Here is a 17089-nt window from a genome sequence, read left to right on the forward strand (position 1 = left end):
AAGGGAAATTTAACCTGGACCACGAATGCTGTGATAAATGGATAATAATACAGCATATAAATAAGATTGTTTTTTTTTTTTTTTAAAATATTCTGAAAAATAAAAATAGTTAATTTATATTAAACCCAAGACTAATAAATTTTTAAATTGAATGAGGAGGAACATAATTATGAAAATGATAAAAGGCTACCCATCTACATCCATGAATGACTATCAATTAAACACGACGACTCTAATACGACATGGTGCACGTAATTTTCCAGAACAAGAAATAATTTATCGAAGTAACAATCAGCTTCATCGTTACACATATAAGGATGCATATACACGTATGATGAAGATAGCTAATTTCCTAGAAAATCAGTTAGGCGTTAAGCCTGGTGATAAAATTGGAGTTTTAGATTGGAACTCAAAGAGACATTTTGAATTATATTTTGCAATACCTGGGATTGGGGCTACTCTTCTGCAAATGAATGTACGTATTTCACCAGAGGATTTATCATATGTGGCGAATCATAGCGAAGCCAATTACATTTTTGTTGATGAATCGTTACTATCTGTAGCTGAAGCGATTGCACCAAGTTTAGAAAAAGTAAAAGGATTCATTGTCATGTCAGATAAACCGATGAGTGAAATTAATACAAGTCTATCACCCATCTATCATTTTGAGGAAAAGATAAATATAGAAAGTGCTGATTATGATTGGCCGATGATAGAAGAAACAACTGCTTATAGTGCTTGCTATACAACGGGAACGACAGGAAGACCTAAAGGAGTCTATTATTCACATCGTAATATATACCTTCACACTATGTTAGAAGCTGCTTGGATTGGTGTAAACAGAAATGACAGTTTATTAGTGATTGTACCGATGTTCCATAGTAATTCATGGGGCCTTATCCACGCCGCAGTAATGATGGGAGCAAAAATTACTTTCCCAGGTCGCTTTGGAGCAGAAGATACTTCACCTCTCGTAGATCTGATGATTGAAGAAAATGTTACACTTACCGCAGGATCACCGGCTATTTTCCATCCAATGCTTCAGTATATTCAGTCGCTTGAGAATAAACCGGATCTTTCTAAGGCAAGGTTTTTATCTGGTGCATCAGAACCGCCAGTTTCCTTAATGCGAGGTTTTAAAGAGTTGACAGGGGCAGAAATTATTCATGCTTATGGTGCAACAGAAACCACGCCTATGGTTGCAGTCAATTACCATTTAAGTACTTCTTTAAAAAATAATTTGTCAGAAGAAGAACAATGGGATTTAAGACGAAAGCAAGGAATGCCGGTTACAGGGATAGATTTAAAATTACTTAATTCCGATACAGGAGCTGAAGTACCGCAGGATGGCACAGCAATGGGTGAAATTTGCTTAAGAGGTCCTTGGATTACAGGTTCTTACCACAATGCAGCAGGAACTGAAAGTAATTTCTTGAATGGCTACTGGAGAAGTGGTGATGTAGGGACAATTGATCAGAATGGATATGTGAAAGTTGTAGATAGAATGAAAGATGTCATCAAGAGCGGAGGCGAATGGATTTCTTCAATTGATATGGAGAATACTTTAATAGGACATCCTGAAGTACTTGATGCAGTAGTTGTTGGAATCCCGCACGCAGAATGGCAGGAACGCCCGCTTGCACTAGTAGTAACAAAAGACAACAAAACGATTCCAAAAGAAGAGTTCGAGATTCTTTTGTCTAAGTATTTTGTCAAATGGCAATTCCCTGATCAGATTCTTTTCGTAGAAGAAATACCAAAAACGAGTGTTGGTAAATTTAATAAAAAAGAAATTGTGAAGAAGTACGAAAATTTATATTTGGATACTGAAAGCGTATATTAAGTTTCAAATGCTCAATTTATTGAACGGGCTTCCTAATATATTGGAATAAATTAAAAATGGATACTTTTGACCCAGAGCCAAACATTGTAACTCCTTAATTAAGAATAATAGGAAGGGCAGCAGATAACGTTAATCTTCATGTAAGTTACATCTATAGAATTAAATATCATGATAAATTCAAGTTCTTATAGAGTATGGAATACTTTATATGAAAAAGTTGAGACTTAAAATAATAGGAGGAATAAATATTGTTGAACCTAAAAAGTGAATTTCAAATGACAATTAATGGTGAGAGTGTAACTACGGAAGATTTGCTTCCAGTAATTAACCCTGCTACAGAAGAAGTAATTGCATATGTTCCTAATGCAAGTGAGGCACTTTTAAATGACGCAGTGAAAGCAGCGAGAGCAGCATTTCCGAGTTGGTCAGCTATGGAAATTGATGAACGTGCAGAACTGTTAACTCGATTTGCTGGGGCCATCTATGCCAATAGGGAAGAATTGGCTAATCTATTTACATTAGAAATGGGCAGACCTCTCAAAGGAGCTTTTGAAGAAATTGATGGTGCATATTATTGGTTAACTGAGCTATCCAAACAGCGCTTGAATCGAGAGGTTATTGAAGATACAGAAGAGCATTTTGTTGAAAGGTATTATACACCCCTTGGAGTAGTAGGCGCAATTGTCCCTTGGAATTTCCCTGTTTTGCTTTCTATGTGGAAAATTGCTCCTGCTCTACTATCAGGGAATACTGTTATTGTAAAACCATCCCCATATACACCGCTTACTTCGTTGAGAATTGGTGATATTGCTCAAAGTATTTTTCCAAAAGGTGTACTTAATGTTATTTCCGGTGGTGACGATTTAGGAAGGTGGATAACAGAACATCCTGACGTGAATAAAGTTAGTTTTACAGGATCTACTAGCACAGGTAAAAAAGTAATGCAAAGTGCTGCTTCTAGCTTGAAACGTGTCACATTAGAATTAGGTGGAAATGATGCAGCTATCGTATTACCTGATGTAGAACCAAAGAAAGTTGTTAAACAATTATTCTGGGCTGCATTTAAAAATACTTCACAAATTTGTATAGCTACTAAGAGAATGTATGTTCATAAGGATATATATGATGAATTTTTAACGGAACTAGTAAATTACGCAAAAACTGTAAAGATTGGTGATGGTTCTGATCCTACAACTGAAATAGGCCCTATTCAAAATAAAATGCAATATGAAAAGGTAATAAATTTAATTGAAGATACGAAACACATCGGAGCAAAAGTTGTTCATGGTGGAGTGATTAAAGAAGAACCAGGATATTTCATTCCAGTAACAATTGTGGACAATCCTCCAGTAGACTCACGAGTAGTGGTTGAAGAAGCATTTGGACCAGTACTTCCTGTGTTGAAGTATAGTGATATCAACAAAGTTATTGAACAAGTAAATAGCAGTGAATACGGGTTGGGAGGATCGGTTTGGGGGAAAGATCTTGAGTTAGCCCAATCTATAGCTGAAAGAATTGAGACAGGTACAGTCTGGATTAATGAGTTTGGTGTACTTTCTCCACATATTCCTTTTGGCGGACATAAACAATCTGGTCTAGGCATTGAAAACGGCATAGACGGTTTAAAGGAGTACACGAATTCAAAAACCATTTTGGTTAATAAAAAAATAATTTAATAAATGTAGTCTCTATTAAATAGTAATGTTAAATATGAGTGTTTTATATTCTAAGAAAATTCAGGAGGTAGTTATAGATGAAGATAAGAGCAGCTGTTATTAATGAGGCAGGTCAAAATTATCAAATAGAAACATTACAATTAGCAGAAATGCAACCAGATGAAGTGTTAGTAAAAATGGTAGCTTCAGGTATGTGTATGTCGGATGAAACAATTAGAAAAGGTGGACTGGGAGTACCTTTTCCAATGGTACCAGGTCATGAAGGTTCGGGTATTGTTGAAAAAGTAGGAGGTAATGTAAAATCATTCCAAGTTGGAGATCATGTAGTAATGTCTTACGCTTATTGTGGACAATGTCCAAGCTGTCGTACTGGGCATCCTGCAATTTGCAATGATTGGTCAGAACTAAATTTAGCGGGTGTGCGAGAGGATGGTAGTCATACTTTCTATAAAGAAGATGGAACACAAGTAGGGAATTTCTATGGACACTCATCCTTTGTAACACATTCATTAACACATGAGAGTAACTTAACAAAAGTTGATGAGGATTTAGATTTACGTCTTATCGGACCATTGGGCTGTGGCTTTTTAACAGGTAGTGGTACTGTTATTAATGGATTACAACCAACAGTAGGTTCATCCATAGCTGTTTTTGGGACAGGAGCAGTTGGCTTAGCTGCGATGATGGCTGCGAAAATACAAGGATGCTCTACTATTATTGCAGTAGATATTCACGATAGTCGATTAGAAATTGCTAAAAGCCTTGGAGCAACTCACGTTATCAATAGTAAAATTACAGATCCAATTGAAAAAGTCAATGAAATAACAAATGGATTAGGAGTTAACTACGCTGTTGATACAACGGGAGTAGGTCCTGTAATGAAAACCGCATTAACAGTTGTAGCAAAAGGTGGGACATTTGCACCGATTGCTGTTTCTGAAAACAGTTTAGAATTTAACCCAACATTTGATTTGATTTTAATGAATAAAAGTATTAAAGGTGTAATAATGGGAGATGGTGTTCCACAATTATCTATTCCTCAATTAGCGGAATTTTATAGAGAAGGACGTTTCGCATTTGACCAACTAGTGAAGTATTACAGTTTCGAAGATATTAATCAAGCTGCGGCTGATTCAGTTAATGGTTCAGTAATTAAACCAATTCTTATCATGGATGAATCGTATTCAGTTTAATTATTTCCTAAACTGAAAGTATAGATAGGTTAGTAAAAGAATAGAAAATTAAGAGTAAATATGTTTTATTTGTTTTCTGAAATATCAAAAAACTATCAACATTTCACTCACGTTAGAAGCTGTATCCAAAGGGATAAAATCATGATATATTCAGCCTAATTCTTAAAAATAGTGAATCAAATCAGTATTTTAAGCAAAAAGGAAAACGGAGGGGCTTTCTAATAAGTCTCTAAAATAAACAGGTGTAGAAAAATGAGTCGTTTTTCTTAACGGGTTCCGTTACCTATCGCAAACATTAAAAATGTAATGCAAAATGACCGACAAATTGTGTGCCAATTTGATGGTCATTTTTGTTTGATATAAAGGGATTTTGGTTATAATTATTAGTAAATTTGTAATACAATTTGTATATGAAAATGTAAGTGTACAATAGCGAGTGTACTCCTACAAATTGCATTACATTTTTGCATACAAATGGGCATACAGAAATTTACCGAATAGTAGGAGATGTACTGATATGAAAATTAATCCAAAATACCCCAATGCGGAAGATGTAACACTAAGGTTATCGTATCAGTCACGAAAAAATTTTAGAACATTTCTCAAACTATACAGGTTTAACTCCTGCTCAAATAATTGAAGAAACATTGCCTCATTTACTAAAAGATCATGACTTTATAAAATTTGTAGAAAGTAAACGGAGTAATAAAAGAATAAAACGCGAATTGGGGTTAAGTGATGACTAAAATAAAACGTCTGGCGACCACAACAGACCTTATATGCCGTATTGAGCCAAACATCACATCAACAGAAATGAAACAGCGGGAGGAAGACTATGACACCCTTTCCGATAAAAAAATGAAAACAACATAAATTAATTACGCCTTTCGCCCTGTCCACTTGCATTGGAAAGAGAAAACATATGATATTCAACTGAATTATTGTTCCGACCCGTTTTGCAAAAACTTTCATCAACCGCAGACAAGCTACAGTGTGGGAAAAATCAAAAGATATAAAATGACAGGAAAAGAAGAAAGCCGAGTTATCAATTGCGTACCTGACCCAACAGATATTAACGGAATTACTACTTTGGGATGTTACACGAAGACCTTTTCTAATTGGTCTTTGGCAACTGAAATTGAACGTTTGATTCGGATTAACTCAATTGTCCCTCTTGTATTGGTGGATTTTTAAAATAGTAAATTAGAAGAAATATACTTCCTTATTCTAATTCATCGTAAATGTAATTAGAGAGCCCATATTTGATTAAGATTTTATAATCATATAAAAATTAGCAAACCGTTCAAGAATTTGAACGGTTTTTTTAATAAATATGAATATTTGAAAGCCGATTATAGAAAGTGTTTCTGTTCTATATGGCATCAAGAAGGGAAATAGATGTACCTAAAAGTGTACTATCATAACGGTTATAGTAATACAAACTATGATAGAGGACGGCCATTAATGCTGCTAAATTGGCATCATCTTCTTTTAAAAGAGTGATGCTTACATTATCTAACTCATCCGAATTCCTAGTGTCTAGAAGCTTCAATGTAGCAATTTCTTCATCATTTTTAAATAAACGTACTTCTAATGAATAGTGTTGTAGAAATACGTATGTATCTGAATTATATTGCCAAGTATATTTACTTTCGATTAATTGCTCACGCATTCTTTGCAGAACTATTTTTTGAAAAGGTGTTGTTAACTTGTAGTCTAATTTAAATTTTAAAGCACTTATACTATAAATGATTTTTTCATTTCGATCCACTGCTTCAAAGCAATAATTAAGAGTAAGACTAAATAAATTATTTACAATACGAGTCAATTTTCGTGGTTTGCGCTTTTTTATGTAACAATGAACGTTACCATATTCATCTGTAAGTGGTAATCTATTTTGCATCGACATGTGTTTAGGGATTTCATATGAATACGTGTACAATATTATTCCTCCTGAATAGGTTTAACTATAATTGTTATTGTACAATAAATTCATAGAATTGTTTTTATTCATTTTTTGTAATGGTGAACTAACTCTCGAGCCGTTATGTTAGTCATAGTTATTAACTCCAAAAAGTGAGCTATAGACATAACTACAGTAAGACAATATAAATGACTAGCTTTTTTATTATATTAATAGGAGATGATTTCACTGAATACTCAATCAAATACGAATGCAGTTGTAGTTTATAACTTTAATATTTCTTCAGATAAGGTTTTTGAAGCTTGGATTGACCGCGAAAAAGTAATGAAATGGATGTTTCCAAAAGGGGATATTCAACGTGTAGAAATTGACGGAAGAGTAGGGGGGTCTTTCTCATTTGTTGATCTAAGAGAAGGCAAGGAGATTGACCATCGTGGAGAGTATTTAGAAATTGAACGACCGAAACGACTAGTATTTACTTGGGGTATTCCAAAAGAATCACCGGATGCGGCGCGAGTTAACATTGACATAGTTTCAACTAAGGCAGGATGTGAGCTTACTTTAACTCATGAATTACTTCCTGATTGGTCAGACTTTGCGCCACAAACGGAGCAAGCATGGCGAAATATGCTAGAAGCCATGGATGAAGTATTATCTGAACGAATAAGATAACTTTGAATGAGAAATAAAAAAAGAACTAGTAGTCAATATCTAAGACCCCAGCCATTTGCTTGTTTCCGAATTAATGACGGGGTCTTCGATATGAATGATATATTCTATTACAAAATTAAGAAACAGCCTTCAAACCAGCTACTCCAATAACTATCGCAATAATACTAATAACACGTGCTACGCTTTTGGATTCTCCAAACAGAATCATATTGATTAATACGGCACCGACAGTACCGATACCGATCCATACAGCGTAAGCAATACTTAATTGTAAATAGTTAAACGAAGTGTAGAGGAGGGCAAATGACAAGCCGAAACCTCCAACGTAAAGTATCAAATTTCGAATTGTTTTATTCTGACTGTATAACTTTAAACCGATAACGCCTACAATTTCCGACATTGCAGCTAAAAATACAAATATCCATCCCATCGTTAGTGCACTCCTTTCAAATCATTTTCATCATTCGTATGATTATCAGCTAATTTTAATCCAATAACGCCTGCAACAAGAATAACCATGAAGATTCCTTTTGCTAAACTAAATTCTCCACCAAAGATAAATACATCCATTAATGTCGTTCCAACTGTACCGATCCCTGCGAAAATAGCATAAACAGTTCCGGTAGGTAGGTTCTCGCAAGCTTTAGATAAGAAGTGGAAATCTATCGCAATAATCACCAAAATAATAGCCCAATGCCACCAAGTACTTGCGGTATTAAAACCGAAGACCCAAATTAATTCAAACAAACAAGTTAAAGCAACATACATCCAATCTTTAGTCATATGTAACATTCCTTTCGTAATAAATTTCAGCTAACTTTTTCTTTGTCAGTACATTATGACTGACTATCAGTCATTTTTATGGCGCGAAAGCTTCATAATTTAAATACGAAGCCCCAATGCATGATGTAAAAAATCGAGTAATTCTTGTTTTTGAAGTGTTGCATTTTCTTCATCAAAATCATCATATAAATAAATTTGTTCAGCTGCAGATTCAATTAGACCAATAATCAACTTAGAGGATCGTTCAGTATTAAGTGAGTCGCGCATATCTCCGGCATTTTGAGCTTGTTTTAAGAAGTTGTTCATCCATTCATAAAAAGGTGCATAAATGGTCTCCCATTCTTTTAAATGCTCAGTTTGAGTGATTCCAGCATAAACAAGTGCAAAGACGTCACGATACTCTTTTGTTAAATAGAAAACAGCATCTACAATTTGCTCTAGTTGTCCTTCAATCGGCGCATTTTCTTGGAAGCGAAGGTTCACTTCTGACATGATTTTCTCTACCATAACAGTCGCAATTGCTGGCATTACGGATAGCTTAGATGGGAAATATAAATAAAAAGTACCTTGAGCTATTCCAGCAGATTTTACAATATCAGATACTTTTGTTTTTTCAACACCTTTTTCACGAAAAACATCGATAGCAGCAAGAATAATCTTTTCTTGTTTTGACATTTTATAATCCTCATTTCATGACTGACTGTCATTCATTTTATAGAATAAGTGTTAGTTTGTCAAAAATATTGATTAAGGATAAGAGAAATGAAAGAGTATTTTTACCGTTTGAATCCGTTTAATTACATTGTTGATATATGATTCTTTTAAATGTCCACTTTGAAATTAAATCGAAAGAGTGTTTTCATGAGGATAAAATATAAAGTTACTTTTAATTGTACATGTTTATACAAACTATTTTCGTATTTCCAAATAATGTACAATGTAGATTATTAAGGAGTTGGAATAGATGAAAAAAATAAAAAGTTACCTTTATTGTTTTATATATATTTTGAGTACAGTCTTAACAATTGGCGCTTTTATTTTTGCTAATTTAACAACTATTTCTCCTACTAATTATGGAGGGGGAAATGGTAATTTAGGATTATTTCCATTCTTTTTTTTATTTCCATTTATTATTGTTTTCATCTCTATGACTATCTGTTATATGCATGAATTTATGTATCGCAAGTTGCAGAAGGGAACTATTCGAAAGATTGTCGCTGGAAGTTTATTGGGGATGTTCTTGATTGTAAGCATTACTCTTATAAGGGCAATTCAATTAAAATCACTTCTTGTCGAACTAAATCCGATATACCGCGAAGAGACGAGAATTCCTTTACTAAGCATCTACTCCAACGCAGTCTTCTTTAACTTTTTTACCTTTACTTTATTAATACTTCTTTGTTTTTTTATAAGTGGAATGATGGCATATAAAGATATACAGAAAAGTAGTCTATCAGTCATTTCTTAAAAGAGCAAACCCCTTTCATCAACATATAATCAGGGGTTTACTCACGACAATGGATCTGAAATTATATTGATTTAGTTTGGAAGAGGATTGAATATCATCTTTAAAGCTCGCGATACTTTGAAACCAATTTAGAGGAGTAGGAAATTGGTTTGAAAATCCCACTATTTGTAGTATGAACATAGCGTGTGAAAATGGACAAAATAAACCTAGATTTGATAACAAATGAGAAAAACTCCAATTTGAAAAAATAATCAAATGGGAGTTAATCTGTGTAACTAAGTCTGCGATTTTGAAAAAGATTAAATTATTTCTTCACTTTTGACATAGTCATACCGTCACCAATTGGAATAAGAATAGATTCTAATTGAGGATGATTAGCCACAATTTTATTAAATTTCTTCATTAATTCGGTATAGCGTTTAGGCTTAACTTCCTGGTCTACTACACTACCTTGAGCAAGTACATTATCAGCTACTATTATAGCTCCTGAATCAGCAAGTTTAATACAATATTCTAAGTAATTTTCATAATTTTCTTTGTCAGCATCGATAAAGAAAAAGTCAAATCGTTTATTATCCTCAACTAGTTTTTCAAGGCTCTGCATTGCTGGACCAGTTAGATACGACACTTGATCTCCAAAGCCTGCTTTTGATAGATTATTGTTTGCTAACTCTGCGTATTTCTCTTCTAATTCAAGAGAAGTTAATTTTCCTTCTTTTCCGAATCCATTTGCAAGGCAAATACCACTATAACCACCTAGTGCACCTATCTCAAGAACGTTTTTAGCACCTGAAATGGATATAAGCATAGTTAAAAGTTTCCCTGAAGAAGGAGAAACTGATATGGAGGGCATTCCATTTTCTTCGATGGATGAAATGACTTCCTCCAAATCAGTATAATGATGTTGAAACACTGAATCGATATAATTATTTATTTGTTTCATTAGTTTCAATTCCTCCCTCATCATTAGTTACTGATTCTTTACTATCCAACCCCAAATTTTCTGTTACTTTATCATTGTTTGGAATATCCATGGCTTCATTCTCTTGTATTTCAAATAATTGAATAAATTCATTGATTACCATATCAATGGCTTTTAATTCACCGACTAAAATTGGATGAATAGATTGAAACTCGGGTTTACCTAACTGCTGCTTAATAGTGGAACGTTTAAGATTCATTCTCTCTAAAAAAGCAATGGCTCTCCCTCTACGAAAAGTTTTTGGCCCACTTTCTCCAGAACCACCTCTTCCTTTATGGCGCTCACCTCGACGATGTCCTTCTCTCTTAAAGTCCTTTAATTTTTCCTCTCTCATAAAACTCCTCCTTGAGTGTATACAAATGTATACGATTCATTATAATGTTAATTGTATACAAATGTATACATTATGTCAATTTTTGATCTGAATATAAAGATTTCAATCGGTAAATCGTATTTTGGGTTTGTTTTTAATTGAAGAAGTGAAAGAGGAATTGCTTCTAAAAATACATTCCACCTTTGTATATGGTAAAATATGCTAATGTTGTATCTTAACTTTATTATCATAAAAGTTGAATAATGTAACTAGGGGGTAGGAATGTGGATATTTCAAATTTACAAATAGAGACTGAAAGATTGATTTTACGTCCTTATAAAAAAGAGGATCATCTCAATTGGTATGCACAGTTTGATAATCGATTGCCTTCGCAATACAAATATGATGATGGTAAACCTTTAAATATGACTACATCTACTGAGGATTGGTTTATCGACTGGATAAATGGATTTGATCGATCAGCAAAGAAGGATGAAATGTATATCCTCGGGATTTTCCGCAAAGAAGATGGCGTGAATGTTGGGAAAGTGGAGCTAATAACGATACTGAGAATGGATTATCAATGGGCGATGATGGGTTATTCTATTCATAATCAGTTTTGGAAAAAGGGGTATGGAATAGAGAGTGTCAAGGCTGCAACTGAATTGTTTTTCTCGACTTTAGATTTTCATAGAATTGAATTACATATAAATGTAGATAACAATCCTTCCAAAAAACTGGCTGAAAGAGCAGGGTATCTCTATGAATGTGAGAGAAAAGAGTTTTCTTATGAGGATGACAAATGGACGGACTTTTTAATCTATTATAAAAATCGTAGTTATTGAAAAATCAATGCTTATTGCAAAGTGAATAAAAAAACAACGGCAGATATACTCGCCGTTGTTTTTTTACGTCTAATTTCTCTTTCGTTGTTGGACTAAAAAAATAGCTAAACCAATTAAAATAACGAAAATACCTACTCCTTGCTCTATGGAAATGACTTCTCCCAAAATGAAGTAAGCAAGAATACAAGTGCCAATTGTTTCTCCTAAAATACTCATTGAGATAATAGAAGTACTGATCCATTTAAGCAGCCAATTGAAAATCGTCTGGCCTAAAATTGTAGCAACAAAAGCAAGACCAATTAAAGCCCACCATGTATTTGAAGAGTAATTAATAAATGATTCATTCAGGCAAATTGCATAGATGGCCAAAAATATAGCGCTACTCCCATAGCTTATAACTGAGTACGGAATAAGAGATAACTCCTTCCGAACAGATTGTCCTATAAAGAAGTACCCGGTAATAATGCCTGCTGCGATAAAGGCTAAAATATCTCCGTATAGTGCGTCGCCGCTTATTTGTAAGTCCTGCCAGCCAATGATAAGGCTACCTAAAATCGCTACAAAGCAACCAATAATAGCCCCTTTCGAAAAGCGTTCTTTAAATAGAAAATAACCTCCAACCATTGAAAATAGAGGTTGCAATGTTACTATTACTGTTGAACTAGCAACAGATGTGTATTCTAATGATTCAAACCATAATACATAATGAAAGGCTAAAAATAGGCCGGAAAGTATCCCTAATCCCCATTGCTTCTTAGTTAAACCAACAAGTTCTTGTCTATAATTTTTTTTCCCTATTAAAAAAGGTAACAATATGAGCATCGCAAAAAATAAGCGATAAAAAGCAGTAATAGCTGGTGGGGCATCTGCTATTTTTACAAAAATAGCAGAAGTTGATAATGCAAATACAGCAAAGAAGAGCGCTATATATGAAAAAAGTGAAGATCGCATGATGTGTACTCCTGTCTAGTTGTCTATAAAATTGAACAAAGTCTTATATATTGTACATCATATTATAGAGAATATTACACTTATAAAGTATCTCTTTTTTGTATTTTATTATAAAAGTAGAACATTGAGTGTTCTTGAATTAAGCGAAAATAAGGTGACCCATGATATTCGCGCATTGGGTCACCTTGTTTTAGTTTATCTTTACATGATGATTATTATAGACTATAACCTCTAATCTTTTGATTTAGTGCCAAAAATGTTAAAATCCAACATAGTATGTTATGTTTAGAAAAAATAATGAAAACAAAATTTCACAGTGTTAAGAAAAGAAATTCATACTTACAGGATATTTCTTTTATCAATTATTAAAATTCTACGTTAGGTGATAGGACTTAATATAGTAAATTTTACATAAAATTGAGTTGGTGCAATTTAACTATTACAATCAAATTAATGGGAGTTTTAACCTATTTTATTGTGAATCGTGCTAAAAAATGGTTATATTGTGTTAGAATTTGTGAATGTGGATATTTATAGAAAATAAATATCTGTTATAAAAAGAAGGAATTGAGGGATATGATGAAGAAAAGTGGAAAGAAACTAAAAAAAGGTATGGTCATGTCAATGATCGTAGCAGGTACCCTAATATTAAGTTCGATGGGAGTCGGAGCAGAAGCTCAAGCTGCAACAAATAAAACACAGCAAATAACTAAATCTGCAGCTGTTACACAAGTATCTGCGACGGTTTCGAAAAAAGGAGTACTAACTTACCCAAAGAAATTCAGCATGAAACAAGTCTCAAGTGAATTAAAACCAGAAGCCGCTAAACTTATGAAAATCTATGGTAATTCCCTTAATACAGGAAAAACTACATCTTTCAATTCGTATGTTAACAAACACGTAGCTGAGCATGGAAAAAACGACTATTTACTTGGTCACAAATATGTAAATGACAATTACAGTCGAAAAATAAAGGGCATGAGAAAAGTCAATTCCAAGAAAACGCTATCTACATATTCAAAGGCTCTGAACAAAGTCACAACTTCTAAGGTTAAAGTTGAAAGTACTTATAAAGGAACAGGATTTGCTACATTTACTTATGAATATCGACCAAAAGAATTCGATGCTTTTGGAACTGTTACTATAAAATTTAGTTTTTCTCAATTAAAAAATGGTAAATATGTGTTAGAGGATCTTTACTTTATTTACTAAGTATTTGGAATAAGCGTATTAGTGTACCCTATGTAAATGAGAAAAGAGAAATGATATTTTTATCATTTCTCTTTTTATTTATGTTTAAAGAATTGGAATATGATTTTAGATTTACTTTGATCTGTCATTGAGCGGCCTAATTTGCAAAGTTTAAGAAGTAGTCTGCAAAATTTAAATAAACAATCCCATCACTAACGTATTATAGTAAATTCCGTTAATGAAATTGTCTTTTTTTATGAGTCCTTCTTTTTCAAAGCCGAGCTTTTCGTACAATTCAATGGCGAAAACATTATCTTCTCTCGTTACGAGACTAATTTTTTTAGTCTCCCCATTTGAAGTTGCCCATTTAATCAGTTCTTCCATCAATTTTCTACCTAAACCTTGTCCAACCAACTGTTCGCTCACAACAATGCCTAATGTTCCTACATGTTTCGTTCTATCTTTTTGGCTAGAATTAATAGATGCTATGCCTATAATTACATCCTCTAAAGTTGCAATTAAAATAATAGAGTTTTGTTCCATTGAAGTAGAATCTATAAACTTTTTATACTCCTCCACATCTCTATTAAATTCATTTTTTCCGAATGAAAGAAAATCTGTTTCTCCACCTACGACATTGTAGAAATTACTCATTTGCTGAGCATCATTTCTAGTAGCTTCTTTTATCGTTACTTCATTGCCATTTTTTAAACGAACTTTCATGATAACTATCAACTTCTCTCTATATAAGATGGATATAAAAGATTGGTACTATATTTCAATAAATAATGAAGACTAACTAATCGATTTTCCGATAATGGGTTCTTCTTCGTTAATAACAGATTAGCAAATCTTCTAGAATCGTTCAACTTTAGGTTTTAGTTTCAACATCTAGGGTTATGTAGTTGAACCGTATCATATAAATGAGCGCCTTTTAATTAATTTATACTAGATAGACGAGGGATATGCAGGCTTAAAATAAATATCCGATCTTATACTTTCGCCGTACATAATCCTATTATTCAAATGGTCGCACCCTTTAAAACACAATAATATTCGTTGTTCTTCTAGAGTTCATATTCAGTTCATGAATATGATGTATTATCCGTTTATGAACATTTAGAGAAAGAAAAATGCAGGGGAACTTCTTGGTGTGTGATGGAGTGACATGCAAAAATCTGCTCTAAGAAGGAGGAATTACAATGAGTATTCAAAATAGAAGGGAAGCAACGGCGAATGGTGAATGGGCTATCGAAGCACGTGGACTAGTCAAAAATTTTGGAGACAATCGTGCAGTTGATGGTGTAAACCTGAACGTACGTGCAGGTACTATTTACGGTGTACTTGGACCAAATGGGGCAGGTAAGACTACCACAATCAGAATGCTGGCGACTCTTTTGAAAGCTGACGAAGGTTCGACACGCATTTTCGGGTACGATGTAGCGAAAGATCCACATATTGTACGTCAATTGATAGGGGTAACTGGTCAGTATGCTTCAGTAGATGAGTCACTCAGTGCTACGGAGAATCTAATCATCTTCTCCAGACTACTAGGGTTAAGTCGTGCAGAGTCTCGAAATAAGGCGGCGGAATTGTTAGAGGAATTTGGTTTAACTGAAGCTGCGAAGCGTCCGTTGAAAAACTTCTCTGGCGGTATGCGTCGTAGACTGGATTTAGCAGCAAGTCTTATTGCTCAACCACCGCTGATATTCTTGGATGAACCGACTACAGGGTTAGATCCTCGAACACGAAATCAAATGTGGGATACTATTCGTCGATTAGTCAAAACGGGTTCAACCGTACTGTTAACAACGCAGTATCTGCAAGAAGCAGATGAATTGGCAGATCGGATTGCTGTTATTGATCATGGCCGAGTTGTAGCAGAGGGGACAGTTAATGAACTAAAAGCTTCAGTCGGAACCTCATCATTACATTTGAGCATTCAAAATCCGCGGGACATACAGGACGCTCGTCAAACCATTGAACAAGTGCTTAAAGTTCAGACATCAATTTCTTCGGAAGTAGGGAAGATAACTGCCCCAATGGCGGATGCTGACAGAGTCACAGATCTACTGATTGCTCTCCGGCAAAAAGGAATCAGACTAGATGAGATGAGTGTACAGAAACCAACACTAGACGAGGTCTTTTTGACCATCACCGGTCATGGTGCTGAGGATGATGCTTCTAAGTCGTCCAATCAATCTGATAAAGTGGAGGAGGGTAGAGTATGAGAGGTTCTTCTATAAAGCAGGTTGCTGGGCGGCAACTACGAAAGAAAACGAGCTTTAAACAATCAGTAAGTAATTCGTTAACAATGGCTTATCGTGGTGTATTGAAGATTCGACGTACTCCGGAACAATTGTTTGACGTCACGCTCCAACCGATCATTTTCACCCTGATGTTCACTTACATTTTCGGAGGAGCTATCTCGGGGAACGTGCAAAACTACTTAGCTGTCATCATTCCCGGTATTCTAGTACAGACCGTAATTACGACTTCAATCGTCACGGGTGTGCAACTAAGTGAAGATATGGATAAGGGCGTTTTTGATAGATTCAAGTCACTACCCATCGCTCGAATTGCACCATTGGCGGGAGCCTTGTTGGCTGACACTATCCGCTATACAATTGCGACAGTACTCACTTTTACTATGGGTTATATCATGGGGTATCGACCAGAAGGAGGGCTAAGTCACGTTGTTTTAGCCGCGCTTCTAGTTATTGTATGCGCCTGGGCAATTAGCTGGATCTTTGCTTTCTTCGGTGTCATTGCGCGTACTGCTTCAAGTGTACAGGGTATCTCGATGATCGTGCTGTTTCCGCTAACGTTTCTTTCAAACGCTTTTGTGCCCGCTGATACATTGCCTAACTGGCTACAATGGTTTGTGAAAATTAACCCGATCTCGCATCTCGTAACCGCTGTTAGAGATCTTGCCAATTCTGGCACAGTAGGTTGGGACCTGATTGCTTCCCTTATAGGAGCAGTTGTCATTGTAGCAATTTTTGCACCAATTACGGTCCGTGCATATATGCGCCGGACATAAGATAATAGACGGTTTTTACTCGTTCTCATTATCTACGGTAAAAAGTTTAATATAGAATAAAAAAAAGTGTGTTTTGAGTAATTGGGACTGACCCCAAAAGTATAGACAATTAAAAAAAGCATCTTCGATTGAATTCGGGTTTAGATACCTAAAATTCAATTAGGAGGTGTTTTTTTATGGGAACAAGAGTGAGTTATCCATATGA

The 17089-nt window shown here is 34.6% G+C and carries 19 protein-coding genes; 11 read left to right on the top strand and 8 right to left on the bottom strand.

Features of this window, described 5'->3' with window-relative positions:
- Nucleotides 1–169: 169 nt before the first annotated feature.
- From ACQKM9_RS16590 to ACQKM9_RS16610, 5 genes are all read left to right on the top strand, one after another.
- A complete protein-coding gene (locus tag ACQKM9_RS16590; protein ID WP_427735465.1) occupies nt 170–1843 on the top strand; it encodes a long-chain-fatty-acid--CoA ligase in 1674 nt (557 codons plus the stop codon).
- A 248-nt stretch (nt 1844–2091) separates the two neighbouring features.
- Nucleotides 2092–3519: an aldehyde dehydrogenase family protein gene (locus ACQKM9_RS16595; protein ID WP_427735466.1), complete on the top strand. Its 1428-nt coding sequence runs from the start codon at nt 2092–2094 to the stop codon at nt 3517–3519.
- 77 nt (nt 3520–3596) lie between these two features.
- Nucleotides 3597–4712 (top strand): NAD(P)-dependent alcohol dehydrogenase, encoded by a 1116-nt coding sequence (locus ACQKM9_RS16600; RefSeq protein ID WP_427735467.1) that lies wholly within the window; start codon nt 3597–3599, stop codon nt 4710–4712.
- Nucleotides 4713–5450: 738 nt separating this feature from the next.
- On the top strand, nt 5451–5585 hold the full coding sequence (locus tag ACQKM9_RS16605) for a hypothetical protein (RefSeq protein WP_427735468.1): 135 nt from the start codon (nt 5451–5453) through the stop codon (nt 5583–5585).
- Nucleotides 5586–5729: 144 nt separating this feature from the next.
- Entirely contained in the window at nt 5730–5906 is a 177-nt protein-coding gene (locus ACQKM9_RS16610; protein ID WP_427735469.1) for a hypothetical protein, read from the top strand.
- A gap of 178 nt (nt 5907–6084) precedes the next feature.
- Here ACQKM9_RS16610 and ACQKM9_RS16615 read toward each other — a convergent pair whose 3' ends face one another.
- On the bottom strand, nt 6085–6654 hold the full coding sequence (locus ACQKM9_RS16615) for a tubby C-terminal domain-like protein (RefSeq protein ID WP_427735470.1): 570 nt from the start codon (nt 6652–6654) through the stop codon (nt 6085–6087).
- Between the two features lie 201 nt (nt 6655–6855).
- Between ACQKM9_RS16615 and ACQKM9_RS16620 the strand changes: the two genes are divergently transcribed.
- Nucleotides 6856–7308, top strand: coding sequence for an SRPBCC family protein (locus ACQKM9_RS16620; RefSeq protein WP_427735471.1), 453 nt, complete (start codon nt 6856–6858; stop codon nt 7306–7308).
- A gap of 115 nt (nt 7309–7423) precedes the next feature.
- Here ACQKM9_RS16620 and ACQKM9_RS16625 read toward each other — a convergent pair whose 3' ends face one another.
- The 3 genes from ACQKM9_RS16625 to ACQKM9_RS16635 all read right to left on the bottom strand — a co-directional run bounded on the left by ACQKM9_RS16625 (nt 7424) and on the right by ACQKM9_RS16635 (nt 8766).
- Nucleotides 7424–7738, bottom strand: a complete 315-nt coding sequence (locus tag ACQKM9_RS16625; RefSeq protein ID WP_427735472.1) for a DMT family transporter — start codon at nt 7736–7738, stop codon at nt 7424–7426.
- Between the two features lie 2 nt (nt 7739–7740).
- Nucleotides 7741–8091, bottom strand: coding sequence for a DMT family transporter (locus ACQKM9_RS16630; protein ID WP_038182417.1), 351 nt, complete (start codon nt 8089–8091; stop codon nt 7741–7743).
- Between the two features lie 99 nt (nt 8092–8190).
- Entirely contained in the window at nt 8191–8766 is a 576-nt protein-coding gene (locus ACQKM9_RS16635) for a TetR family transcriptional regulator (RefSeq protein WP_427735473.1), read from the bottom strand.
- A 289-nt stretch (nt 8767–9055) separates the two neighbouring features.
- Between ACQKM9_RS16635 and ACQKM9_RS16640 the strand changes: the two genes are divergently transcribed.
- The gene (locus ACQKM9_RS16640) at nt 9056–9559 is read left to right on the top strand and encodes a hypothetical protein (protein WP_427735474.1); all 504 of its coding nucleotides are present in this window, start codon (nt 9056–9058) and stop codon (nt 9557–9559) included.
- 304 nt (nt 9560–9863) lie between these two features.
- On the opposite strand, the gene ACQKM9_RS16645 is transcribed toward ACQKM9_RS16640, so the two are convergent.
- A complete protein-coding gene (locus tag ACQKM9_RS16645; RefSeq protein WP_427735475.1) occupies nt 9864–10502 on the bottom strand; it encodes an O-methyltransferase in 639 nt (212 codons plus the stop codon).
- Nucleotides 10486–10875 carry a hypothetical protein gene (locus tag ACQKM9_RS16650; RefSeq protein WP_427735477.1) on the bottom strand — a complete coding sequence of 130 codons (390 nt, stop codon included), beginning with the start codon at nt 10873–10875 and terminating at the stop codon, nt 10486–10488. Before ACQKM9_RS16650 ends, ACQKM9_RS16645 begins: the two co-directional genes overlap by 17 nt.
- A gap of 263 nt (nt 10876–11138) precedes the next feature.
- Between ACQKM9_RS16650 and ACQKM9_RS16655 the strand changes: the two genes are divergently transcribed.
- Nucleotides 11139–11699: a GNAT family N-acetyltransferase gene (locus ACQKM9_RS16655; protein WP_427735479.1), complete on the top strand. Its 561-nt coding sequence runs from the start codon at nt 11139–11141 to the stop codon at nt 11697–11699.
- Between the two features lie 69 nt (nt 11700–11768).
- Here the strand turns inward: ACQKM9_RS16655 and ACQKM9_RS16660 are convergent, their stop codons facing one another.
- Nucleotides 11769–12650: a DMT family transporter gene (locus ACQKM9_RS16660; protein WP_427735480.1), complete on the bottom strand. Its 882-nt coding sequence runs from the start codon at nt 12648–12650 to the stop codon at nt 11769–11771.
- Nucleotides 12651–13229: 579 nt separating this feature from the next.
- Between ACQKM9_RS16660 and ACQKM9_RS16665 the strand changes: the two genes are divergently transcribed.
- Nucleotides 13230–13862 carry a hypothetical protein gene (locus ACQKM9_RS16665; protein ID WP_427735481.1) on the top strand — a complete coding sequence of 211 codons (633 nt, stop codon included), beginning with the start codon at nt 13230–13232 and terminating at the stop codon, nt 13860–13862.
- A 171-nt stretch (nt 13863–14033) separates the two neighbouring features.
- Here the strand turns inward: ACQKM9_RS16665 and ACQKM9_RS16670 are convergent, their stop codons facing one another.
- On the bottom strand, nt 14034–14564 hold the full coding sequence (locus ACQKM9_RS16670; RefSeq protein WP_427735482.1) for an N-acetyltransferase family protein: 531 nt from the start codon (nt 14562–14564) through the stop codon (nt 14034–14036).
- A 479-nt stretch (nt 14565–15043) separates the two neighbouring features.
- Here ACQKM9_RS16670 and ACQKM9_RS16675 point away from each other — a divergent pair, with 479 nt between their 5' ends.
- Nucleotides 15044–16072, top strand: coding sequence for an ATP-binding cassette domain-containing protein (locus ACQKM9_RS16675; RefSeq protein WP_427735483.1), 1029 nt, complete (start codon nt 15044–15046; stop codon nt 16070–16072).
- The gene (locus ACQKM9_RS16680) at nt 16069–16884 is read left to right on the top strand and encodes an ABC transporter permease (RefSeq protein ID WP_427735484.1); all 816 of its coding nucleotides are present in this window, start codon (nt 16069–16071) and stop codon (nt 16882–16884) included. The genes ACQKM9_RS16675 and ACQKM9_RS16680 overlap by 4 nt, the downstream gene beginning before the upstream one ends.
- The last annotated feature ends 205 nt before the right edge of the window (nt 16885–17089 follow it).

Origin of the sequence: Viridibacillus sp. NPDC093762, from assembly GCF_050279675.1 — a bacterium.
Classification (GTDB): domain Bacteria; phylum Bacillota; class Bacilli; order Bacillales_A; family Planococcaceae; genus Viridibacillus.

Excerpts from the sequence above, each read along its gene's own strand:
- ACQKM9_RS16640 (WP_427735474.1), top strand. The coding sequence starts at position 9,056 with ATGAAAAAAATAAAAAGTTACCTTTATTGTTTTATATATATTTTGAGT.
- ACQKM9_RS16645 (WP_427735475.1), bottom strand. The coding sequence starts at position 10,502 with ATGAAACAAATAAATAATTATATCGATTCAGTGTTTCAACATCATTAT.
- ACQKM9_RS16605 (WP_427735468.1), top strand. The coding sequence starts at position 5,451 with ATGACTAAAATAAAACGTCTGGCGACCACAACAGACCTTATATGCCGT.
- ACQKM9_RS16600 (WP_427735467.1), top strand. The coding sequence starts at position 3,597 with ATGAAGATAAGAGCAGCTGTTATTAATGAGGCAGGTCAAAATTATCAA.
- ACQKM9_RS16630 (WP_038182417.1), bottom strand. The coding sequence starts at position 8,091 with ATGACTAAAGATTGGATGTATGTTGCTTTAACTTGTTTGTTTGAATTA.
- ACQKM9_RS16675 (WP_427735483.1), top strand. The coding sequence starts at position 15,044 with ATGAGTATTCAAAATAGAAGGGAAGCAACGGCGAATGGTGAATGGGCT.
- ACQKM9_RS16660 (WP_427735480.1), bottom strand. The coding sequence starts at position 12,650 with ATGCGATCTTCACTTTTTTCATATATAGCGCTCTTCTTTGCTGTATTT.
- ACQKM9_RS16665 (WP_427735481.1), top strand. The coding sequence starts at position 13,230 with ATGAAGAAAAGTGGAAAGAAACTAAAAAAAGGTATGGTCATGTCAATG.
- ACQKM9_RS16680 (WP_427735484.1), top strand. The coding sequence starts at position 16,069 with ATGAGAGGTTCTTCTATAAAGCAGGTTGCTGGGCGGCAACTACGAAAG.
- ACQKM9_RS16650 (WP_427735477.1), bottom strand. The coding sequence starts at position 10,875 with ATGAGAGAGGAAAAATTAAAGGACTTTAAGAGAGAAGGACATCGTCGA.
- ACQKM9_RS16670 (WP_427735482.1), bottom strand. The coding sequence starts at position 14,564 with ATGAAAGTTCGTTTAAAAAATGGCAATGAAGTAACGATAAAAGAAGCT.
- ACQKM9_RS16625 (WP_427735472.1), bottom strand. The coding sequence starts at position 7,738 with ATGGGATGGATATTTGTATTTTTAGCTGCAATGTCGGAAATTGTAGGC.
- ACQKM9_RS16635 (WP_427735473.1), bottom strand. The coding sequence starts at position 8,766 with ATGTCAAAACAAGAAAAGATTATTCTTGCTGCTATCGATGTTTTTCGT.
- ACQKM9_RS16610 (WP_427735469.1), top strand. The coding sequence starts at position 5,730 with ATGACAGGAAAAGAAGAAAGCCGAGTTATCAATTGCGTACCTGACCCA.
- ACQKM9_RS16620 (WP_427735471.1), top strand. The coding sequence starts at position 6,856 with ATGATTTCACTGAATACTCAATCAAATACGAATGCAGTTGTAGTTTAT.
- ACQKM9_RS16590 (WP_427735465.1), top strand. The coding sequence starts at position 170 with ATGAAAATGATAAAAGGCTACCCATCTACATCCATGAATGACTATCAA.